The sequence below is a fragment of the Enterobacter pseudoroggenkampii genome (genome assembly GCF_026420145.1).
GTDB classification, from domain to species: Bacteria; Pseudomonadota; Gammaproteobacteria; order Enterobacterales; family Enterobacteriaceae; genus Enterobacter; species Enterobacter pseudoroggenkampii.
Window position 1 is genome coordinate 489650 of sequence record NZ_JAPMLV010000002.1, and the last position, 16026, is coordinate 505675.

The 16026-nt window shown below is 54.6% G+C and carries 18 protein-coding genes and 1 tRNA gene; 11 read left to right on the plus strand and 8 right to left on the minus strand.

Translation table 11 applies throughout. The features are described from left to right. Positions 1–70: 70 nt before the first annotated feature. A complete protein-coding gene (gene blaACT / locus OTG14_RS15495) occupies positions 71–1216 on the plus strand; it encodes an ACT family cephalosporin-hydrolyzing class C beta-lactamase (RefSeq protein WP_267215333.1) in 1146 nt (381 codons plus the stop codon). 121 nt (positions 1217–1337) lie between these two features. After that, on the plus strand, positions 1338–1868 hold the full coding sequence (locus OTG14_RS15500; protein WP_024907350.1) for a lipocalin family protein: 531 nt from the start codon (positions 1338–1340) through the stop codon (positions 1866–1868). Here OTG14_RS15500 and sugE read toward each other — a convergent pair. Continuing rightward, positions 1865–2182 carry a quaternary ammonium compound efflux SMR transporter SugE gene (gene sugE / locus OTG14_RS15505; protein WP_008502938.1) on the minus strand — a complete coding sequence of 106 codons (318 nt, stop codon included), beginning with the start codon at positions 2180–2182 and terminating at the stop codon, positions 1865–1867. The two genes, OTG14_RS15500 and sugE, sit on opposite strands and share 4 nt — an antisense overlap. 261 nt (positions 2183–2443) lie before the next feature. On the opposite strand from sugE, the gene OTG14_RS15510 reads away from it, so the two are divergent. Further along, complete coding sequence (locus OTG14_RS15510) at positions 2444–3043, plus strand: helix-turn-helix transcriptional regulator (protein WP_024907351.1); 600 nt, start codon at positions 2444–2446, stop codon at positions 3041–3043. Positions 3044–3080: 37 nt separating this feature from the next. On the opposite strand, the gene ecnB is transcribed toward OTG14_RS15510, so the two are convergent. From ecnB to efp, 3 genes are all read right to left on the minus strand, one after another. Next, the gene (gene ecnB / locus OTG14_RS15515; protein ID WP_003025482.1) at positions 3081–3227 is read right to left on the minus strand and encodes a lipoprotein toxin entericidin B; all 147 of its coding nucleotides are present in this window, start codon (positions 3225–3227) and stop codon (positions 3081–3083) included. 108 nt (positions 3228–3335) lie between these two features. Continuing rightward, positions 3336–3467 (minus strand): entericidin A/B family lipoprotein, encoded by a 132-nt coding sequence (locus OTG14_RS15520; protein ID WP_267215339.1) that lies wholly within the window; start codon positions 3465–3467, stop codon positions 3336–3338. A gap of 57 nt (positions 3468–3524) precedes the next feature. Next, positions 3525–4091, minus strand: a complete 567-nt coding sequence (gene efp / locus OTG14_RS15525) for an elongation factor P (RefSeq protein ID WP_010427766.1) — start codon at positions 4089–4091, stop codon at positions 3525–3527. 40 nt (positions 4092–4131) lie between these two features. Between efp and epmB the strand changes: the two genes are divergently transcribed. Further along, positions 4132–5160 carry an EF-P beta-lysylation protein EpmB gene (gene epmB, locus OTG14_RS15530; RefSeq protein WP_049123429.1) on the plus strand — a complete coding sequence of 343 codons (1029 nt, stop codon included), beginning with the start codon at positions 4132–4134 and terminating at the stop codon, positions 5158–5160. A gap of 47 nt (positions 5161–5207) precedes the next feature. Here the strand turns inward: epmB and OTG14_RS15535 are convergent, their stop codons facing one another. The 3 genes from OTG14_RS15535 to OTG14_RS15545 form a co-directional block, all read right to left on the minus strand. After that, positions 5208–5561 carry a DUF4156 domain-containing protein gene (locus OTG14_RS15535; protein WP_024907354.1) on the minus strand — a complete coding sequence of 118 codons (354 nt, stop codon included), beginning with the start codon at positions 5559–5561 and terminating at the stop codon, positions 5208–5210. A gap of 134 nt (positions 5562–5695) precedes the next feature. Beyond that, entirely contained in the window at positions 5696–7339 is a 1644-nt protein-coding gene (gene groL, locus OTG14_RS15540) for a chaperonin GroEL (protein WP_023310114.1), read from the minus strand. Between the two features lie 31 nt (positions 7340–7370). Beyond that, entirely contained in the window at positions 7371–7664 is a 294-nt protein-coding gene (locus OTG14_RS15545) for a co-chaperone GroES (protein WP_003855929.1), read from the minus strand. Positions 7665–7843: 179 nt separating this feature from the next. On the opposite strand from OTG14_RS15545, the gene yjeH reads away from it, so the two are divergent. Beyond that, the gene (gene yjeH / locus OTG14_RS15550; RefSeq protein ID WP_267215334.1) at positions 7844–9085 is read left to right on the plus strand and encodes an L-methionine/branched-chain amino acid transporter; all 1242 of its coding nucleotides are present in this window, start codon (positions 7844–7846) and stop codon (positions 9083–9085) included. 34 nt (positions 9086–9119) lie between these two features. Here yjeH and OTG14_RS15555 read toward each other — a convergent pair whose 3' ends face one another. After that, positions 9120–9584 (minus strand): FxsA family protein, encoded by a 465-nt coding sequence (locus OTG14_RS15555; protein ID WP_024907356.1) that lies wholly within the window; start codon positions 9582–9584, stop codon positions 9120–9122. A 335-nt stretch (positions 9585–9919) separates the two neighbouring features. Between OTG14_RS15555 and aspA the strand changes: the two genes are divergently transcribed. The 6 genes from aspA (at position 9920) to OTG14_RS15585 (ending at position 15711) form a co-directional block, all read left to right on the plus strand. Beyond that, positions 9920–11356, plus strand: a complete 1437-nt coding sequence (gene aspA, locus OTG14_RS15560; protein WP_003855923.1) for an aspartate ammonia-lyase — start codon at positions 9920–9922, stop codon at positions 11354–11356. Positions 11357–11471: 115 nt separating this feature from the next. Next, positions 11472–12773: an anaerobic C4-dicarboxylate transporter gene (locus OTG14_RS15565; protein WP_024907357.1), complete on the plus strand. Its 1302-nt coding sequence runs from the start codon at positions 11472–11474 to the stop codon at positions 12771–12773. Between the two features lie 113 nt (positions 12774–12886). Beyond that, complete coding sequence (gene cutA, locus OTG14_RS15570; protein WP_014168278.1) at positions 12887–13210, plus strand: divalent cation tolerance protein CutA; 324 nt, start codon at positions 12887–12889, stop codon at positions 13208–13210. After that, entirely contained in the window at positions 13186–14883 is a 1698-nt protein-coding gene (locus tag OTG14_RS15575) for a protein-disulfide reductase DsbD (protein WP_267215335.1), read from the plus strand. The genes cutA and OTG14_RS15575 overlap by 25 nt, the downstream gene beginning before the upstream one ends. Before the next feature lie 49 nt (positions 14884–14932). Beyond that, positions 14933–15508, plus strand: a complete 576-nt coding sequence (locus OTG14_RS15580) for a transcriptional regulator (protein ID WP_032651314.1) — start codon at positions 14933–14935, stop codon at positions 15506–15508. A 127-nt stretch (positions 15509–15635) separates the two neighbouring features. Then, positions 15636–15711: transfer RNA gene (locus OTG14_RS15585), tRNA-Phe, on the plus strand. Positions 15712–16026: the final 315 nt, after the last annotated feature.

The window sequence follows — 16026 nt, forward strand, 5'->3', positions numbered from 1 at the left end:
AAATCCAACAGACTACAGCGGTCTGACGGGCCCGGACACTCCCTTGAACCGCTATTACGGAAGATAACTGATGATGAAAAAATCCCTAAGCTGTGCCCTGCTGCTCAGCACCGCCTGCTCGGTATTGGCTGCACCGATGTCAGAAAAACAGCTGGCTGAGGTGGTGGAACGTACCGTTACGCCGTTGATGAAAGCGCAGGCCATCCCGGGTATGGCGGTGGCGGTGATTTATCAGGGTCAGCCGCACTACTTTACCTTCGGTAAAGCCGATGTTGCGGCAAACAAACCTGTCACCCCACAAACCTTGTTCGAACTGGGCTCTATAAGTAAAACCTTCACCGGCGTACTGGGTGGCGATGCCATTGCTCGCGGTGAAATATCGCTCGGCGATCCGGTGACAAAGTACTGGCCTGAGCTGACGGGCAAGCAGTGGCAGGGGATTCGCATGCTGGATCTGGCGACCTATACCGCAGGTGGTCTGCCGTTACAGGTACCGGATGAGGTCACGGATAACGCCTCCCTGCTGCGCTTTTATCAAAACTGGCAGCCGCAGTGGAAGCCGGGCACCACGCGTCTTTATGCCAATACCAGCATTGGTCTTTTTGGCGCGCTGGCGGTCAAACCTTCCGGCATGAGCTATGAGCAGGCCATAACGGCGCGGGTCTTTAAGCCGCTCAAGCTGAACCATACGTGGATTAACGTTCCGAAAGCGGAAGAGGCGCATTACGCCTGGGGATACCGTGACGGTAAAGCGGTCCACGTTTCGCCAGGCATGCTCGACGCGGAAGCCTATGGCGTAAAAACTAACGTGAAGGATATGGCAAGCTGGGTGATGGTGAACATGAAGCCTGACTCCCTTCAGGATACTTCACTCAGGCAAGGCATTGCCCTGGCGCAGTCTCGCTACTGGCGCGTGGGGGCCATGTATCAGGGGTTAGGCTGGGAAATGCTTAACTGGCCGGTCGATGCCAAAACCGTAGTTGAAGGTAGCGACAATAAGGTGGCGCTGGCACCGTTGCCTGCGAGAGAAGTAAATCCTCCGGCACCGCCGGTTAAGGCCTCCTGGGTTCATAAAACAGGCTCTACCGGCGGATTTGGCAGCTACGTGGCCTTTATACCTGAAAAGCAGCTCGGCATTGTGATGCTGGCAAATAAAAGCTATCCGAACCCTGCACGCGTTGATGCGGCATACCGCATCCTCGACGCGCTGCAGTAAAACATTGCCGGGTGGCGGCTTCGCCTTACCCGGCCTACAAAATCCACGGTGTGACGCCGTACAAAAACCACATTTTCCTTGCCGTCATCTACACTTAACAAAAAACAGTAAGGAAACTTATATGCGCATTTTGCCTGTTATTGCCGCGGTGACAGCCGCGTTTTTAGTGGTTGCCTGCAGTTCCCCTACCCCACCGCCTGGCGTTACCGTCGTCACGCCTTTTGATGCACAACGCTTCCTTGGAACATGGTATGAAATCGCGCGCCTCGACCACCGGTTTGAGCAGGGCTTAGAGAAGGTCACTGCGAATTACAGCCCGATGGATGATGGCGGTATTCAGGTGATCAACCGGGGCTATAACCCCGACCGGGAGATGTGGCAACAGTCGATTGGGAAAGCGTACTTCACGGGCGACCCGCGGCGGGCCGCGCTTAAAGTCTCGTTCTTTGGCCCGTTTTATGGCGGCTATAACGTGATCGCGCTCGACAGAGAGTACCGTCACGCGCTGGTCTGCGGGCCGGATCGCGACTATCTGTGGATACTTTCCCGCACGCCAACACTTTCACCAGAAATGAAGCAGCAGATGCTGGACGTCGCGACCCGGCAAGGGTTTGATGTGTCAAAACTTATCTGGGTGAAACAACCCCATTAATGGGTGCTGAGCTTCAGCCCAACGATCCCGGCCACAATCAAGGCGAGGCTGGCGATACGCGCCAGACTCGCTGACTCTCCCAGCAGCAAAATGCCGGTGATAGCGGCACCCACCGCGCCAATACCCGTCCAGACGGCATAAGCCGTTCCCACAGGCAGAGAGCGCATCGCCCAGGATAACAGAACGATACTGACTATCATGGCGGTAACGGTAATGACGCTGGGCGTCAGGCGGGTAAATCCGTGGGTGTACTTGAGACCAATCGCCCATACCACTTCGAGCAGGCCAGCAATAAAAAGAATGATCCAGGACATGTCAGGCTCCTTAACTTAATACAAGTTGGGGCCGTCCCCGGTGAAAGAAACGCTTACGGGTCGTCCCGTAAGGCAGAGATTACGCCACCTATTGTGGTTAGCGTGCTATTTTTTTTCAATCATTTTTTGCTGAACACGTTAAGGCAAGAAATAGCCGCAGTATGGCGCGGAGTTCCGGCTTTTAGCACTCATCCGACTTCTCTATGATGATGTGCTTTCTGATGGCAGGAAGCCAAACCACTAGCCGACTGCGAATAAAATATGTTCAAAATTCTTTTGATTGACCGTTGTCACTTCACCCGCACGGGGTTTGAAGCATGGCTCAATCATTCCGGTTTGTTCCCGGGACACTACGTTGTGACCGGGCTGAATAATCTGTTTCTTGCCAGAGAACACATTCTGCAATGGAAACCTACGCTGGTTATTGCTGACCTGTACGGCTTCAGGCAGGACATTCACCATTTTCAGCAGCTTTCTTCTCTGCTTAACGCCAGTGAACGCTTACCGTTTATTTTGCTGCAATCGGGAGAGGACAGCGGCATGACAGACTGGCTCGGACAGTTCCCGGTGTGGTCGTCGTTGTTGAAAAACGCCAGTCTCGAAGAAGTGGCAACGGTTATCAACGACGCATTGATCTCGCGCTCATGCGCAGAAAGGCCAGCGGCGGCCGCCCCCTTGCTGACCCGGCAGGAAGAGAAAGTGCTGACATTGTGGATGGACGGCGCGAGCAATCAAAAAATTGCCGCTCACCTGAGTATCAACGGAAAAACGGTCTATACCTATAAACGCAATATCCGCATGAAATTGCATATGGATACGCGTTTTTCTCCGTTTTTATCCCTGCAGGAATCGGAAAGCTGACGGTACGAAACCCGGCTGGTCCCGTACCGTTTATTCATTACTGCTGAGCTTTTGTTGCTGCACCAGAGATTGCGCTACCACCTTCAGAAATATCCTGACCGACGCCACGCGTGGTATTACAGGCCGTTAACACTGAAGAAAGTACCAAGACTGAAAAGATCGCTGCAATTGTCTTCTTAACCATAATATCTTCCTTTTATAGCCAAAGTTGTTTTGTGTATAGCAACTTAAGAATAGACAAGATCCCGCCGGTTGACGGAAAAGGACGCATTTTTAGGAAAATTAGACGAACTTAGCTGGCGGCGTGAGAAATGATATGACCGAGCTCCTGGATGTCTTGTCCCATTCCACGCGTGGTGTTACAGCCGGAAAGCAATGCGCAGGAAAGCGCTAACAGAAGCAGAATTTTCACGGTACGTTTCATCATCCCTGCCTGCAAGAATCAGGCGCAGCGGGCGCTGCGCCTTCAATCATACGTAAATTACTTCACGCGGGACACGTATTCGCCGGAGCGGGTATCCACTTTGATCACTTCGCCAGTCTGTACGAACAGTGGCACTTTAACCACGGCGCCGGTAGACAGTTTGGCTGGTTTACCGCCGGTACCTGCGGTATCACCTTTCAGACCTGGATCGGTTTCAACGATTTCCAGTTCTACGAAGTTTGGTGGGGTCACAGCGATAGGCTGACCGTTCCACAGGGTCACGATGCACTCAGCCTGATCCAGCAGCCATTTAGCGCTGTCACCTACCGCTTTCTCATCAGCAGACAGCTGTTCGAAAGTGGAGTTGTTCATGAAATGATAGAACTCACCGTCGTTGTACAGATAGGTCAGGTTCATATCAACAACATCAGCGCCTTCAGCGGAGTCAGTAGACTTGAAGGTTTTCTCAACACGGGTACCGGTCAGCAGACGGCGCAGCTTAACGCGTGCGAATGCCTGGCCTTTACCTGGTTTAACGAATTCGCTGGCTTCAACCGCGTACGGTTCGCCGTCCATCATGATTTTAAGACCAGCACGAAAATCGTTGCTATAGTACGTTGCCATAAGGCCCTCTAAATTTGTTAACTGGTAGCTAAGCCACAAAATGGCGCATATTGTAACCCTAAACACCCCGTCCAGAGAAGATTGGTTATCGCAACTTGCCGATGTAATCACCAGTCCTGATGAATTGCTGCGTCTTTTAGACCTCGATCAGCACCCAGAGTTGCTTGCAGGCCGCGAGGCAAAGCGCCTGTTCGCCCTGCGCGTTCCCCGCGCGTTTGTGGCGCGGATGGAGAAAGGCAATCCCGACGATCCGCTATTAAAACAAACGCTTACTTCGCAGGATGAGTTTGTCACCGCGCCGGGTTATAGCACCGATCCGCTGGAAGAGCAGAACAGCGTGGTGCCCGGTTTACTGCACAAGTATCTCAACCGCGCCCTGCTGCTGGTAAAAGGTGGCTGTGCGGTAAATTGTCGTTATTGCTTCCGTCGGCACTTCCCTTATGCCGAAAACCAGGGCAATAAACGCAACTGGCAGGTCGCGCTGGACTATATTGCCGCCCATCCGGAACTGGATGAGATTATTTTTTCCGGCGGCGACCCGCTGATGGCAAAAGATCATGAGCTGGACTGGCTGCTGACTCAGCTTGAAGCCATCCCGCACATTAAGCGCCTGCGCATTCACAGCCGTTTACCGATTGTTATTCCGGCACGTATCACGGACGGCCTGGTGTCACGCCTGGAGCAGTCCCGATTGCAGGTGCTGCTGGTGAACCATATTAACCACGCGAACGAAATTGACGATGCGTTTCGCGCGGCGATGGCGCGACTGCGTAAAGCGGGCGTGACGCTGCTGAACCAGAGCGTGCTGCTGCGCGGCGTCAATGACAGCGCCCGCGTGCTGGCCGATCTGAGCAATGCCCTGTTTGATGCGGGCGTGATGCCCTATTACCTGCACGTGCTGGATCGCGTTCAGGGCGCGGCCCATTTCATGGTGACGGACGAAGAAGCCCGGCAGATTATGCGCGAACTGTTAACGCTGGTTTCAGGCTATATGGTGCCGAAGCTGGCACGCGAGATTGGCGGAGAGCCGAGCAAGACGCCGCTGGATTTGCAGCTGCGGCAGCACTAGTTTCCCCTCACCCTAACCCTCTCCCACAGGGAGAGGGAAAAAGGCAATCAGTTCGGGCACTTGTAGACCTGGCCGCTCATCTGGCTGGCGGTCGGCACGAAGCTGGACAGCATACTCTGCGTTGGGCTGCTCACGCCGTAAATCACGTTGCCACCCATTGCCGCAGCCTGGTTACGCAGGGCATTCGCCGCACCGCGCATAGAGCCACCTTCTTCGCCATGCTGACCAGACATCCAGTTGCTTTGCTCACCGGTTGCCGTGCCTAACAGCTGGCATTCACTGCCTGGCTTATCTTCCACAAAGCGAACACCCTGGCCCGCTGCCGACAGCTCATTGCTGGAGCTACAACCCGCCAGCAGCAATGCTGCCCCTACAATCCCTGCACAGACTTTTACGCGCATGTTATTCCTCGTTTTCAATAAGCTGGACAGTAGTTGTCCGTGTGTAAATCTTATACCTAAAAGATGACCAAAAGAAAAACCCCCGAGCATTTCTGCCCGGGGGTTTTTCACATTCTACGACGTAGAGCGCACGATTACATCATGCCGCCCATTCCGCCCATGCCGCCCATACCAGCAGCACCTAAGTCAGGCGCATCGCCTTTTGGCAGGTCGGTCACCATGCACTCGGTGGTGATCATCAGACCAGCAACAGAGGCCGCATACTGCAGAGCAGAACGGGTTACTTTAGTTGGGTCCAGGATACCGAAGTCGATCATATTGCCGTATTCTTCGGTTGCCGCGTTGTAACCGTAGTTACCTTCGCCCGCTTTAACGTTGTTCGCCACAACAGATGGCTCTTCACCGGCGTTGGACACGATCTGACGCAGAGGCGCTTCCATTGCGCGCAGCGCAACTTTGATACCCACGTTCTGATCTTCGTTCTGAGCGGTCAGGCCAGCCAGTTTAGCGGCCACGCGCACCAGCGCAACGCCACCACCCGCAACCACGCCTTCTTCTACCGCAGCACGGGTCGCGTGCAGGGCATCGTCAACGCGTGCTTTTTTCTCTTTCATTTCAACTTCGGTCGCAGCACCAACTTTGATTACCGCAACGCCGCCAGCCAGTTTCGCTACGCGCTCCTGCAGTTTTTCACGGTCGTAATCGGAAGTCGCTTCTTCGATCTGCTTACGGATCTGACCCACGCGGCCCTGAATAGCAGCTTCTTCACCCACGCCATCAATGATGGTGGTGGTGTCTTTGTTGATCACAACGCGTTTCGCCTGGCCCAGGTCTTCCAGGGTCGCTTTTTCCAGCTCCATACCGATCTCTTCAGAGATCACGGTACCGCCGGTCAGGGTAGCGATATCCTGCAGCATGGCTTTACGGCGATCGCCGAAGCCAGGTGCTTTAACCGCAGCCACTTTCACGATGCCGCGCATGGTGTTAACCACCAGAGTTGCCAGCGCTTCGCCTTCAACGTCTTCAGCGATGATAACCAGCGGTTTGCCTGCTTTAGCAACGGCTTCCAGCACTGGCAGCATTTCGCGGATGTTGGAGATTTTCTTGTCAGCCAGCAGGATGAACGGGCTTTCCAGCTCAACAGCGCCAGTCTCTGGCTTGTTGATGAAGTATGGGGACAGGTAACCGCGGTCGAACTGCATACCTTCAACCACGTCCAGTTCGTCTTCCAGACCGGTACCGTCTTCAACGGTGATCACGCCTTCTTTACCGACTTTATCCATCGCTTCTGCGATCAGTTTACCTACGGTTTCGTCGGAGTTAGCGGAGATGGTACCAACCTGAGCAATGGCTTTAGAGTCAGAGCACGGTACGGACAGCGCTTTCAGTTCTTCAACAGCGGAGGCGACAGCTTTGTCGATACCACGTTTCAGATCCATTGGGTTCATGCCCGCAGCAACGGCTTTCAGACCTTCAGTGATGATAGCCTGCGCCAGAACGGTCGCGGTGGTGGTACCGTCGCCTGCAGCGTCGTTCGCTTTAGAGGCAACTTCTTTCACCATCTGCGCGCCCATGTTTTCGAACTTGTCTTCCAGCTCGATTTCACGTGCTACAGAAACACCATCTTTGGTGATGGTTGGCGCGCCGAAGGATTTATCCAGCACTACGTTACGGCCTTTCGGGCCCAGGGTCACTTTAACTGCATCTGCCAGTACGTTTACGCCGCGGAGCATTTTTACACGAGCGTCGTTACCGAATTTTACGTCTTTAGCTGCCATGTTCTTATTTCCTCAAATTCTCGTGCGTAAATTAAGCTTCAACAATTGCCAGAATGTCGCTCTCGGACATGATCAACACTTCTTCATTGTCGATCTTCTCGGATTTCACGCCGTAGCCATCGTTGAAAATTACGATGTCACCAACTTTAACGTCCAGCGGCTGCACAGTTCCGTTTTCCAGGATGCGGCCCTTACCGACAGCGATGATTTCGCCACGCGTTGATTTGGCTGCTGCAGAACCGGTCAGAACGATGCCGCCAGCAGACTTGGTTTCAACTTCTTTACGTTTGACGATCACACGATCATGTAACGGACGAATACTCATTGATAGCTCTCCTTTGAGAAAGTCATTATCAGTTATGGATGACGCCGGCCCGCAAGCGGTTTTCCGACTAGTGCCCTGAGAGATGGGGATAGCTTTTTACCCCTTCAAGGGGGAGTTGAAAAAAAAATTTGCGAAAGTGTTACCATCGCCTCTCTTTTGGTACTGGCAGGGCGATGTCAATGAGTGGACTCAAGCAGGAGTTAGGGCTGGCGCAGGGCGTTGGCCTGCTCTCAACCTCCTTGTTAGGTACGGGCGTGTTTGCCGTACCGGCACTGGCGGCGCTGGTCGCGGGAAATAATAGCCTGTGGGCGTGGCCAGCGCTGATTGTACTGGTTTTCCCGATAGCCATTGTGTTTGCCATCCTGGGGCGGCATTTCCCCAGCGCGGGCGGCGTGGCGCACTTTGTCGGCCTGGCCTTTGGGCCGCGGCTGCAGCGTGTCACCGGCTGGCTGTTTCTCTCCGTCATTCCGGTTGGCCTTCCTGCGGCATTGCATATTGCGACCGGCTTTGGTCAGGCGCTGTTTGGCTGGCATAACGAGCAGTTATTGCTGGCAGAACTGGGCACGCTGGCTATCGTCTGGTGGGTGGGCTCTCGCGGAGCCCGCTCCAGCGCCAACCTGCAGACGCTGGTTGCGGTGCTGATTGTCGCGCTCATTGCCGCTATCTGGTGGGCGGGCGATATCACGATCAAGGAAATTCCCTTCCCGGCGGTGACAGACGTCGACCATTCACAGCTTTTCGCCGCGCTCTCCGTCATGTTCTGGTGTTTTGTGGGTCTGGAAGCCTTTGCCCATCTTGCCTCTGAATTTAAGCAGCCTGAGCGCGATTTCCCCCGGGCGCTGATGATAGGCCTGCTGCTGGCAGGTACGGTCTACTGGGCGTGTACCGTGCTGGTGTTGCACTTCCACGCGTTCGGCGCGGATCTCGCCGCCGCGGCATCGCTGCCGGGTATCGTGGTTAATCTGTTTGGCGTGAAGGCGCTGTGGATCGCCTGCGTCATCGGCTATCTGGCCTGTTTTGCCAGCCTGAATATTTATATCCAGAGCTTTGCCCGGCTGGTGTGGTCGCAGGCGCTCGACAAACCTGAAAATCGCCTCGCGCGCCTGTCTAAACGCCAGCTTCCGCTGAATGCCCTGAATGCCGTACTGGGCTGCTGCGTGTTGAGCACGCTGTGTATTTACGCACTGAAGATCAATCTGGACGCGCTGATCGTCTACGCCAACGGTATTTTCATTATGATCTACCTGCTGTGCATGCTGGCGGGATGTCGTTTGCTGCAAGGTCGCTATAAAACACTGGCGGTCATCGGGGGTGGGCTTTGCCTGCTGTTGCTGGCGATGGTGGGATGGAAGAGTCTGTACGCGATTGTCATGCTGGCAGGACTGTGGCTGTTTTTACCAAAGCGCGATGCGCACCAGTAGCGCCCGGTAAGCGAAGCGCCACCGGGCAAATCTATCACCGATCGTCTTTATGGTCTAAACGGTCGTGCTGTTCATCTTTACGCTGATATTCCCCTTCAAAGGTATCGCCTGGCCCGGTGCTGAACCCACCGCCAGGCATACGGTTAAAGCGCAGATGCGGCAGCAGCTTCATGGTCAGGTGCTTTTGCACCGGCGGCAGAAGCAGCAGAAGGCCGAGAAAGTCGGTGAAGAACCCCGGCAGGATCAGCAGCAGCCCCGCAATAATCAGCGATACGCTTTTGATCATCTCCGCTGCCGGGCTTTCGCCTGCGGCCATCTTCTCCTGCATTAACAGGAAATTTTTGAAACCCTGATTACGCACCAGCGACATGCCGATGACGGAGGTGAAAATCACCAGAATCAGCGTCAGCAGGACGCCCAGCACATGGGCAACCTGGATGAAAATGGAAATCTCAATGTAAACATAGAGAAAGAAAGCAATAAACGGTATCCAGCGCACTGGCATCTCCTGTGTGGCAAGGGCCGGCGGGCCCCTGTCTGAATGTGTTCGCGACGCGCGTTTGTATGAGATGGTGACGGTTAGCGAAAATTCAATCAGTTTGCACGGATATTTTTTTCGGAAATATTAAAGCGGTGACCCATTTCACAGATTAATAATTATCATGGAATCGGCTCGATAATAAGTGATCCAGCTTACGGCAATTCGCTATCATCAGCATATGATCTCGAACATCTGGCTGATTGAGGGAATAATCGTCGGCCAGAAAATATTCAAAACCACATAAATACTGTGTGTTTAGTACAATCCATCGGCAGCTTGAAAAGAAGGTTCACATGTTAAACAACATTCGTATCGAAGAAGACTTGTTGGGTACCAGGGAAGTTCCAGCGGATGCCTACTACGGTGTTCACACTCTGAGAGCGATTGAAAACTTCTACATCAGCAACAGCAAAATCAGCGACATCCCTGAGTTTGTCCGTGGCATGGTGATGGTGAAGAAAGCCGCAGCCCTGGCCAACAAAGAGCTGCAAACCATTCCTAAAAGCGCGGCAAATGCGATTATCGCAGCCTGCGATGAAGTGCTGAACAACGGCAAATGCATGGACCAGTTCCCGGTTGACGTCTATCAGGGCGGCGCGGGCACCTCCGTCAACATGAATACCAACGAAGTACTGGCAAACATTGGCCTGGAGCTGATGGGTCACCAGAAAGGTGAATACCAGTACCTTAACCCGAACGACCACGTTAACAAATGCCAGTCCACCAACGACGCTTACCCTACCGGCTTCCGTATCGCGGTGTATGCCTCTGTAGTGAAACTGGTGGATGCGATCAACCAACTGGGTGATGGCTTCCAGCGTAAAGCGGTTGAGTTCCAGGACATCCTGAAAATGGGTCGTACCCAGCTGCAGGACGCGGTGCCTATGACCCTCGGCCAGGAATTCCACGCGTTTAACGTGCTGCTTAACGAAGAGACCAAAAACCTGCTGCGCACCTCCGAGCTGCTGCTGGAAGTGAACCTTGGCGCAACCGCCATCGGTACACGTCTGAACACCCCGGATGGCTATCAGCAGCTGGCGGTACAGAAGCTGGCTGAAGTCTCTAACCTGCCGGTTGTGCCTGCAGAAGACCTGATTGAAGCGACCTCCGACTGCGGCGCCTACGTCATGGTACACAGCGCGCTGAAACGTCTGGCAGTGAAATTGTCCAAAATCTGTAACGACCTGCGCCTGCTTTCCTCCGGTCCGCGCGCTGGCCTGAACGAAATCAACCTGCCAGAGCTGCAGGCGGGTTCGTCCATCATGCCGGCCAAGGTGAACCCGGTTGTGCCAGAAGTGGTGAATCAGGTTTGCTTCAAAGTCATCGGTAACGATACAACCGTGACCATGGCCTCTGAAGCGGGTCAGCTGCAGCTGAACGTGATGGAGCCAGTGATTGGCCAGGCGATGTTTGAATCTATCCACATCCTGACCAACGCCTGCTACAACCTGCTGGAAAAATGCATTAACGGCATCACAGCGAATAAAGAAGTCTGTGAGGGTTATGTCTATAACTCCATCGGGATCGTCACCTACCTCAACCCGTTCATCGGTCACCACAACGGTGACATCGTCGGTAAGATTTGCGCCGAAACCGGTAAGAGCGTACGTGAAGTGGTGCTGGAGCGCGGGCTGTTGACCGAAGCGGAGCTGGACGATATCTTCTCGGCCCAGAACCTGATGCACCCGGCATATAAAGCAAAACGATATACCGATGAAAGCGAACAGTAACCGTTCAGGCTAGGCTTCTTAAGGCACGTCACTTGTGACGTGCCTTTTTTCTTTTTAGGCGTTACCGAAATACAACAATTCAATATCAACTTGTTAATAAGCAAGGAAGGTCCTTATGTTTGGAGCAGAACTCGTCATCGTCTTGTTGGCGATTTATTTGGGAGCAAGACTCGGGGGTATCGGCATCGGTTTTGCTGGTGGTCTCGGGGTGCTCGTTCTTACCCTTATCTTTCAGATTAAACCCGGCGCAATCCCGTTTGACGTTATCGAAATCATCATGGCCGTTATTGCCGCTATCGCCGCCATGCAGGTGGCAGGCGGTATGGACTACCTGGTGAGCCTGGCGGAGCGTATGCTGCGCCGCCATCCAAAATACATTACCTTCCTTGCCCCGCTGGTGACCTGGTTTATGACCATTCTCGCCGGTACGGGCCACACCGCCTTCTCCACGCTGCCGGTGATTACCGAAGTGGCGAAAGAGCAGGGTATCCGTCCGTCTCGTCCGCTCTCTATTGCCGTCGTCGCGTCCCAGATTGCGATTACCGCCTCGCCGATTTCCGCTGCGGTGGTCTTCTTCGCCGGTATCCTTGAACCGATGGGCGTGAGCTACCTGACGCTGCTGGCGATCTGTATCCCGGTGACGCTGATTGCAGTGATGATTACTGCCGTGCTGTGTAACTTCCTCGGCGCTGAACTGAAAGACGATCCGGTTTATCAGGAGCGTCTGGCAAAAGGTGAAGTGAGCCTGCGCGGCAGCCAGGTCTTCGAGCTGAAGCCACATGCGAAGCGCTCCGTGCTACTGTTCCTGATTGGGATTGTCGCCGTCATGTTCTATGCGACCGCCATCAGCGATACCGTGGGCCTGATCCAGAACCCGGTCCTGCCGCGTAACGAAGCGATTGTGGTGTTCATGCTGACCATCGCAACACTGATTAGCATCACCTGTAAAATTGATACCAGCGAAGTGCTGAACGCCAGCACCTTCAAATCCGGTATGAGCGCCTGCGTGTGCGTACTGGGCGTGGCGTGGCTCGGTGATACCTTCGTGAAAGCGCACATCAGCGACATTCAGACCGTAGCAGGCGACCTGCTGCACAACTATCCGTGGCTGCTGGCGGTGGTGCTGTTCTTTGCCGCTACCCTGCTTTATTCCCAGGCGGCGACCACCAAAGCGCTGATGCCTGCGGCACTGATGCTGGGCGTTACCCCGCTGACGGCGATTGCCTCTTTCGCGGCGGTTTCTGCCCTGTTCGTTCTGCCAACCTACCCAACCCTGCTGGCTGCGGTGGAGATGGACGACACCGGCTCAACCCGTATCGGTAAGTATGTGTTTAACCACGCGTTCCTGATCCCGGGAGTGGTCGCCATTTCACTTTGCGTGATCCTCGGCTTTATCATTGGCGGCGTGGTGCTGTAAACGGTGAGTGGTTGTAAAAATAGTTAAAATCGGGCCGCTCTGCGGCCCGTTTCATTAATGACCAATCGCCTTGCGTGATATAGTGAAGACTTTCGTGATGAGGAGGTCGACTTGTGAACACGCCTGATGCTGTTGTCGTACTGTGTACCGCCCCTGATGAAGCCTCTGCCCAGGATCTCGCCGCCAAAGTGCTGGCCGAAAAGCTGGCTGCCTGCGTGACGCTCCTCCCTGGTGCCACCTCCCTTTATTACTGGGAAGGCAAGCTGGAGCAAGAGTACGAAGTTCAGATGTTGCTCAAAACTAATCTGGCGAATCAGCAGGCTCTCCTGGACTGCCTCAAATCTCATCATCCTTACCAAACCCCGGAGCTGCTGGTCCTGCCAGTGGTTCATGGCGATAACGACTATCTCTCATGGCTCAACGCTTCCTTACGCTGATCCTGCTGCTGTGCAGCACGTCAGCTTTTGCCGGGTTGTTTGACGCGCCCGGCCGTTCGAACTTCATCCCTGCCGATCAGGCTTTCGTTTTCGATTTTCAGCAAAACCAGCATGACCTTACGCTCAACTGGCAGGTGAAAGAGGGTTATTACCTCTATCGCAAGCAGGTAAGCATTACGCCTGCTCAGGCCAGCGTGGGCGCTTTACAGATGCCCTCTGGCGAGTGGCATGAGGACGAGTTCTACGGCAAGAGTGAAATCTACCGCCAGCGCCTGAGCGTGCCTGTTACGGTGAATCAGGCGGATAAAGGTGCGACCCTGACGGTGACCTATCAGGGGTGCGCGGACGCGGGATTCTGCTATCCGCCTGAAACGAAGGTCGTTCCGCTCAGCGAAGTTAAGGCTGCCGCCGCTTTCTCCCCTCTCCCCTCTGGGGAGAGCGGTAAAAGTGAAGCCGCGTCAGACCTTCCGTTCTCCGCGCTGTGGGCCTTGCTGATCGGTATCGGCATTGCCTTTACGCCGTGCGTGCTGCCGATGTATCCGCTCATCTCTGGCATCGTGCTGGGCGGTAAGCAACGGCTTTCCACCGCCCGCGCCCTGCTGTTGGCCTTTATTTATGTGCAGGGCATGGCGTTGACCTACACAGCCCTTGGCCTTGTGGTTGCCGCTGCCGGGTTACAGTTCCAGGCCGCACTGCAGCATCCTTACGTCCTTATTGGCTTGTCGGTGGTGTTTATCCTGCTGGCTCTGTCGATGTTCGGCCTGTTTACCCTGCAGTTACCGTCGTCTCTGCAAACTCGCTTAACGCTAATGAGTAATCGCCAGCAGGGTGGCTCGGCGGGTGGGGTATTCACGATGGGAGCCATCGCTGGTTTAATTTGTTCCCCTTGCACCACCGCACCGCTGAGTGCCATCCTGCTCTATATTGCCCAGAGCGGGAATCTGTGGCTTGGCGGCGGTACGTTGTACCTTTACGCGCTGGGCATGGGCCTACCGCTGATTCTGGTCACGGTTTTCGGCAATCGACTTCTGCCGAAGAGCGGCCCGTGGATGGAGACGGTGAAAACCGCGTTTGGCTTTGTGATTCTGGCGCTGCCGGTGTTCCTCCTCGAGCGTATCATCGGCGACGTCTGGGGTTTGCGTCTGTGGGCGATGCTCGGCGTAGCATTCTTCTCCTGGGCGTTTATCGTCAGTCTGGGGGCGAAAAAAGCGTGGATGCGCCTGGTGCAAATCCTCCTGCTCGCCGCCGCGCTGGTGAGCGTGCGTCCTCTTCAGGACTGGGCGTTCGGCTCGCCGGTAGACCAGACGCAGGCGCATCTGAACTTCATCCAGATTAAGAACGTTGATGAGCTCAACAGCGCGCTCGCACAGGCAAAAGGCAAACCGGTGATGCTCGATCTCTATGCCGACTGGTGCGTTGCCTGCAAAGAGTTTGAGAAATATACCTTTAGCGATCCGCAGGTGCAAAGTGCCCTGAAAGAGACCGTTTTGCTTCAGGCGAACGTGACCGCCAATAATGCGCAGGATAAGGCTCTGCTGAAGCAGCTTAACGTGCTCGGGCTGCCAACCATTCTGTTCTTCAATCAGCAGGGCCAGGAGCAGCCAGAAAAGCGTGTAACCGGGTTTATGGATGCAGCGGCATTTAACGCGCATTTGCGCAATCGCCAACCGTAAACAACACTTTAAACGGGACAAACCGTTGGGAATAGCGGAGGAGATAACCGTGCAACGTGAAGACGTACTGGGACAAGCCCTGCAATTACTTGAGATTCAAGGGATCGCCAGCACCACGCTTGAGATGGTAGCCGACCGTATCGATTACCCCTTGGATGATCTTAAGCGCTTCTGGCCGGATAAAGAGGCGCTCGTTTATGATGCCCTGCGCTATCTCAGCCAGCAGGTTGATGTCTGGCGCAGGCAGCTGATGCTGAACGAAGAACTGACTGCGGAACAAAAGCTGCTGGCGCGCTATACCGCCCTGACGGAATGTGTCAGCAACAACCGGTACCCGGGTTGTCTGTTCATCGCCGCCTGCACTTATTTTCCCGACCCAGGCCATCCTGTCCATCAGCTGGCGGATCAGCAAAAACGGGCGGCACATGACTTCACCCACGAGCTACTGACCACGCTGGAAGTGGATGACCCGGCAATGGTGGCGAAACAGATGGAGCTGGTGCTGGAGGGCTGCCTGAGCCGCATGCTGGTGAACCGTAGCCAGGCCGACGTGGATACGGCGCACCGGCTGGCGGAAGATATTCTGCGCTTTGCTCAGTGCCGTATGGGCGGGGCATTGACGTAAGCGAACCTGTTAAATTCGACGTATTCGGCGCGTAAACCGCCAGATTGCCGCAAACTTAAGCAGTTGAACAGCTTTTCCCGAAATAATGTTGACGCTAGAGCGTGATTGCGGTTTAATGCGCTCCGTTGCCCGGATAGCTCAGTCGGTAGAGCAGGGGATTGAAAATCCCCGTGTCCTTGGTTCGATTCCGAGTCCGGGCACCACTATTTAAAGAACCCAGCCTATGGCTGGGTTTTTGCTTTTCTGCGTTTATCAAAACCTTCCCTGTTTTTATATACCTGTATCTCTTTCCAGTAAGAGTGTGCGGTCTGGTCTGCCCGGTGGCACTGCGCTTACCGGGCCTACGGATTTTGCAGGCAGGATAAGGCGAAGCCGCCATCCGCCATAATTTCTGACGCACAAAGCAAAAAACCCCGCACCTTACGGTACGGGGTTCTTCTTAATTGATGCCTGGCAGTTCCCTACTCTCACATGGGGAGACCCCACACTACCATCGGCGCTACGGCGTTTCACTTCTG

What these genes read in the sequence shown, in the direction of transcription:
- blaACT (WP_267215333.1), top strand. Translation starts at nt 71, where the DNA reads ATGATGAAAAAATCCCTAAGCTGTGCCCTGCTGCTCAGCACCGCCTGC.
- OTG14_RS15500 (WP_024907350.1), top strand. Translation starts at nt 1,338, where the DNA reads ATGCGCATTTTGCCTGTTATTGCCGCGGTGACAGCCGCGTTTTTAGTG.
- sugE (WP_008502938.1), bottom strand. Translation starts at nt 2,182, where the DNA reads ATGTCCTGGATCATTCTTTTTATTGCTGGCCTGCTCGAAGTGGTATGG.
- OTG14_RS15510 (WP_024907351.1), top strand. Translation starts at nt 2,444, where the DNA reads ATGTTCAAAATTCTTTTGATTGACCGTTGTCACTTCACCCGCACGGGG.
- ecnB (WP_003025482.1), bottom strand. Translation starts at nt 3,227, where the DNA reads ATGGTTAAGAAGACAATTGCAGCGATCTTTTCAGTCTTGGTACTTTCT.
- OTG14_RS15520 (WP_267215339.1), bottom strand. Translation starts at nt 3,467, where the DNA reads ATGAAACGTACCGTGAAAATTCTGCTTCTGTTAGCGCTTTCCTGCGCA.
- efp (WP_010427766.1), bottom strand. Translation starts at nt 4,091, where the DNA reads ATGGCAACGTACTATAGCAACGATTTTCGTGCTGGTCTTAAAATCATG.
- epmB (WP_049123429.1), top strand. Translation starts at nt 4,132, where the DNA reads ATGGCGCATATTGTAACCCTAAACACCCCGTCCAGAGAAGATTGGTTA.
- OTG14_RS15535 (WP_024907354.1), bottom strand. Translation starts at nt 5,561, where the DNA reads ATGCGCGTAAAAGTCTGTGCAGGGATTGTAGGGGCAGCATTGCTGCTG.
- groL (WP_023310114.1), bottom strand. Translation starts at nt 7,339, where the DNA reads ATGGCAGCTAAAGACGTAAAATTCGGTAACGACGCTCGTGTAAAAATG.
- OTG14_RS15545 (WP_003855929.1), bottom strand. Translation starts at nt 7,664, where the DNA reads ATGAGTATTCGTCCGTTACATGATCGTGTGATCGTCAAACGTAAAGAA.
- yjeH (WP_267215334.1), top strand. Translation starts at nt 7,844, where the DNA reads ATGAGTGGACTCAAGCAGGAGTTAGGGCTGGCGCAGGGCGTTGGCCTG.
- aspA (WP_003855923.1), top strand. Translation starts at nt 9,920, where the DNA reads ATGTTAAACAACATTCGTATCGAAGAAGACTTGTTGGGTACCAGGGAA.
- OTG14_RS15565 (WP_024907357.1), top strand. Translation starts at nt 11,472, where the DNA reads ATGTTTGGAGCAGAACTCGTCATCGTCTTGTTGGCGATTTATTTGGGA.
- OTG14_RS15575 (WP_267215335.1), top strand. Translation starts at nt 13,186, where the DNA reads ATGGCTCAACGCTTCCTTACGCTGATCCTGCTGCTGTGCAGCACGTCA.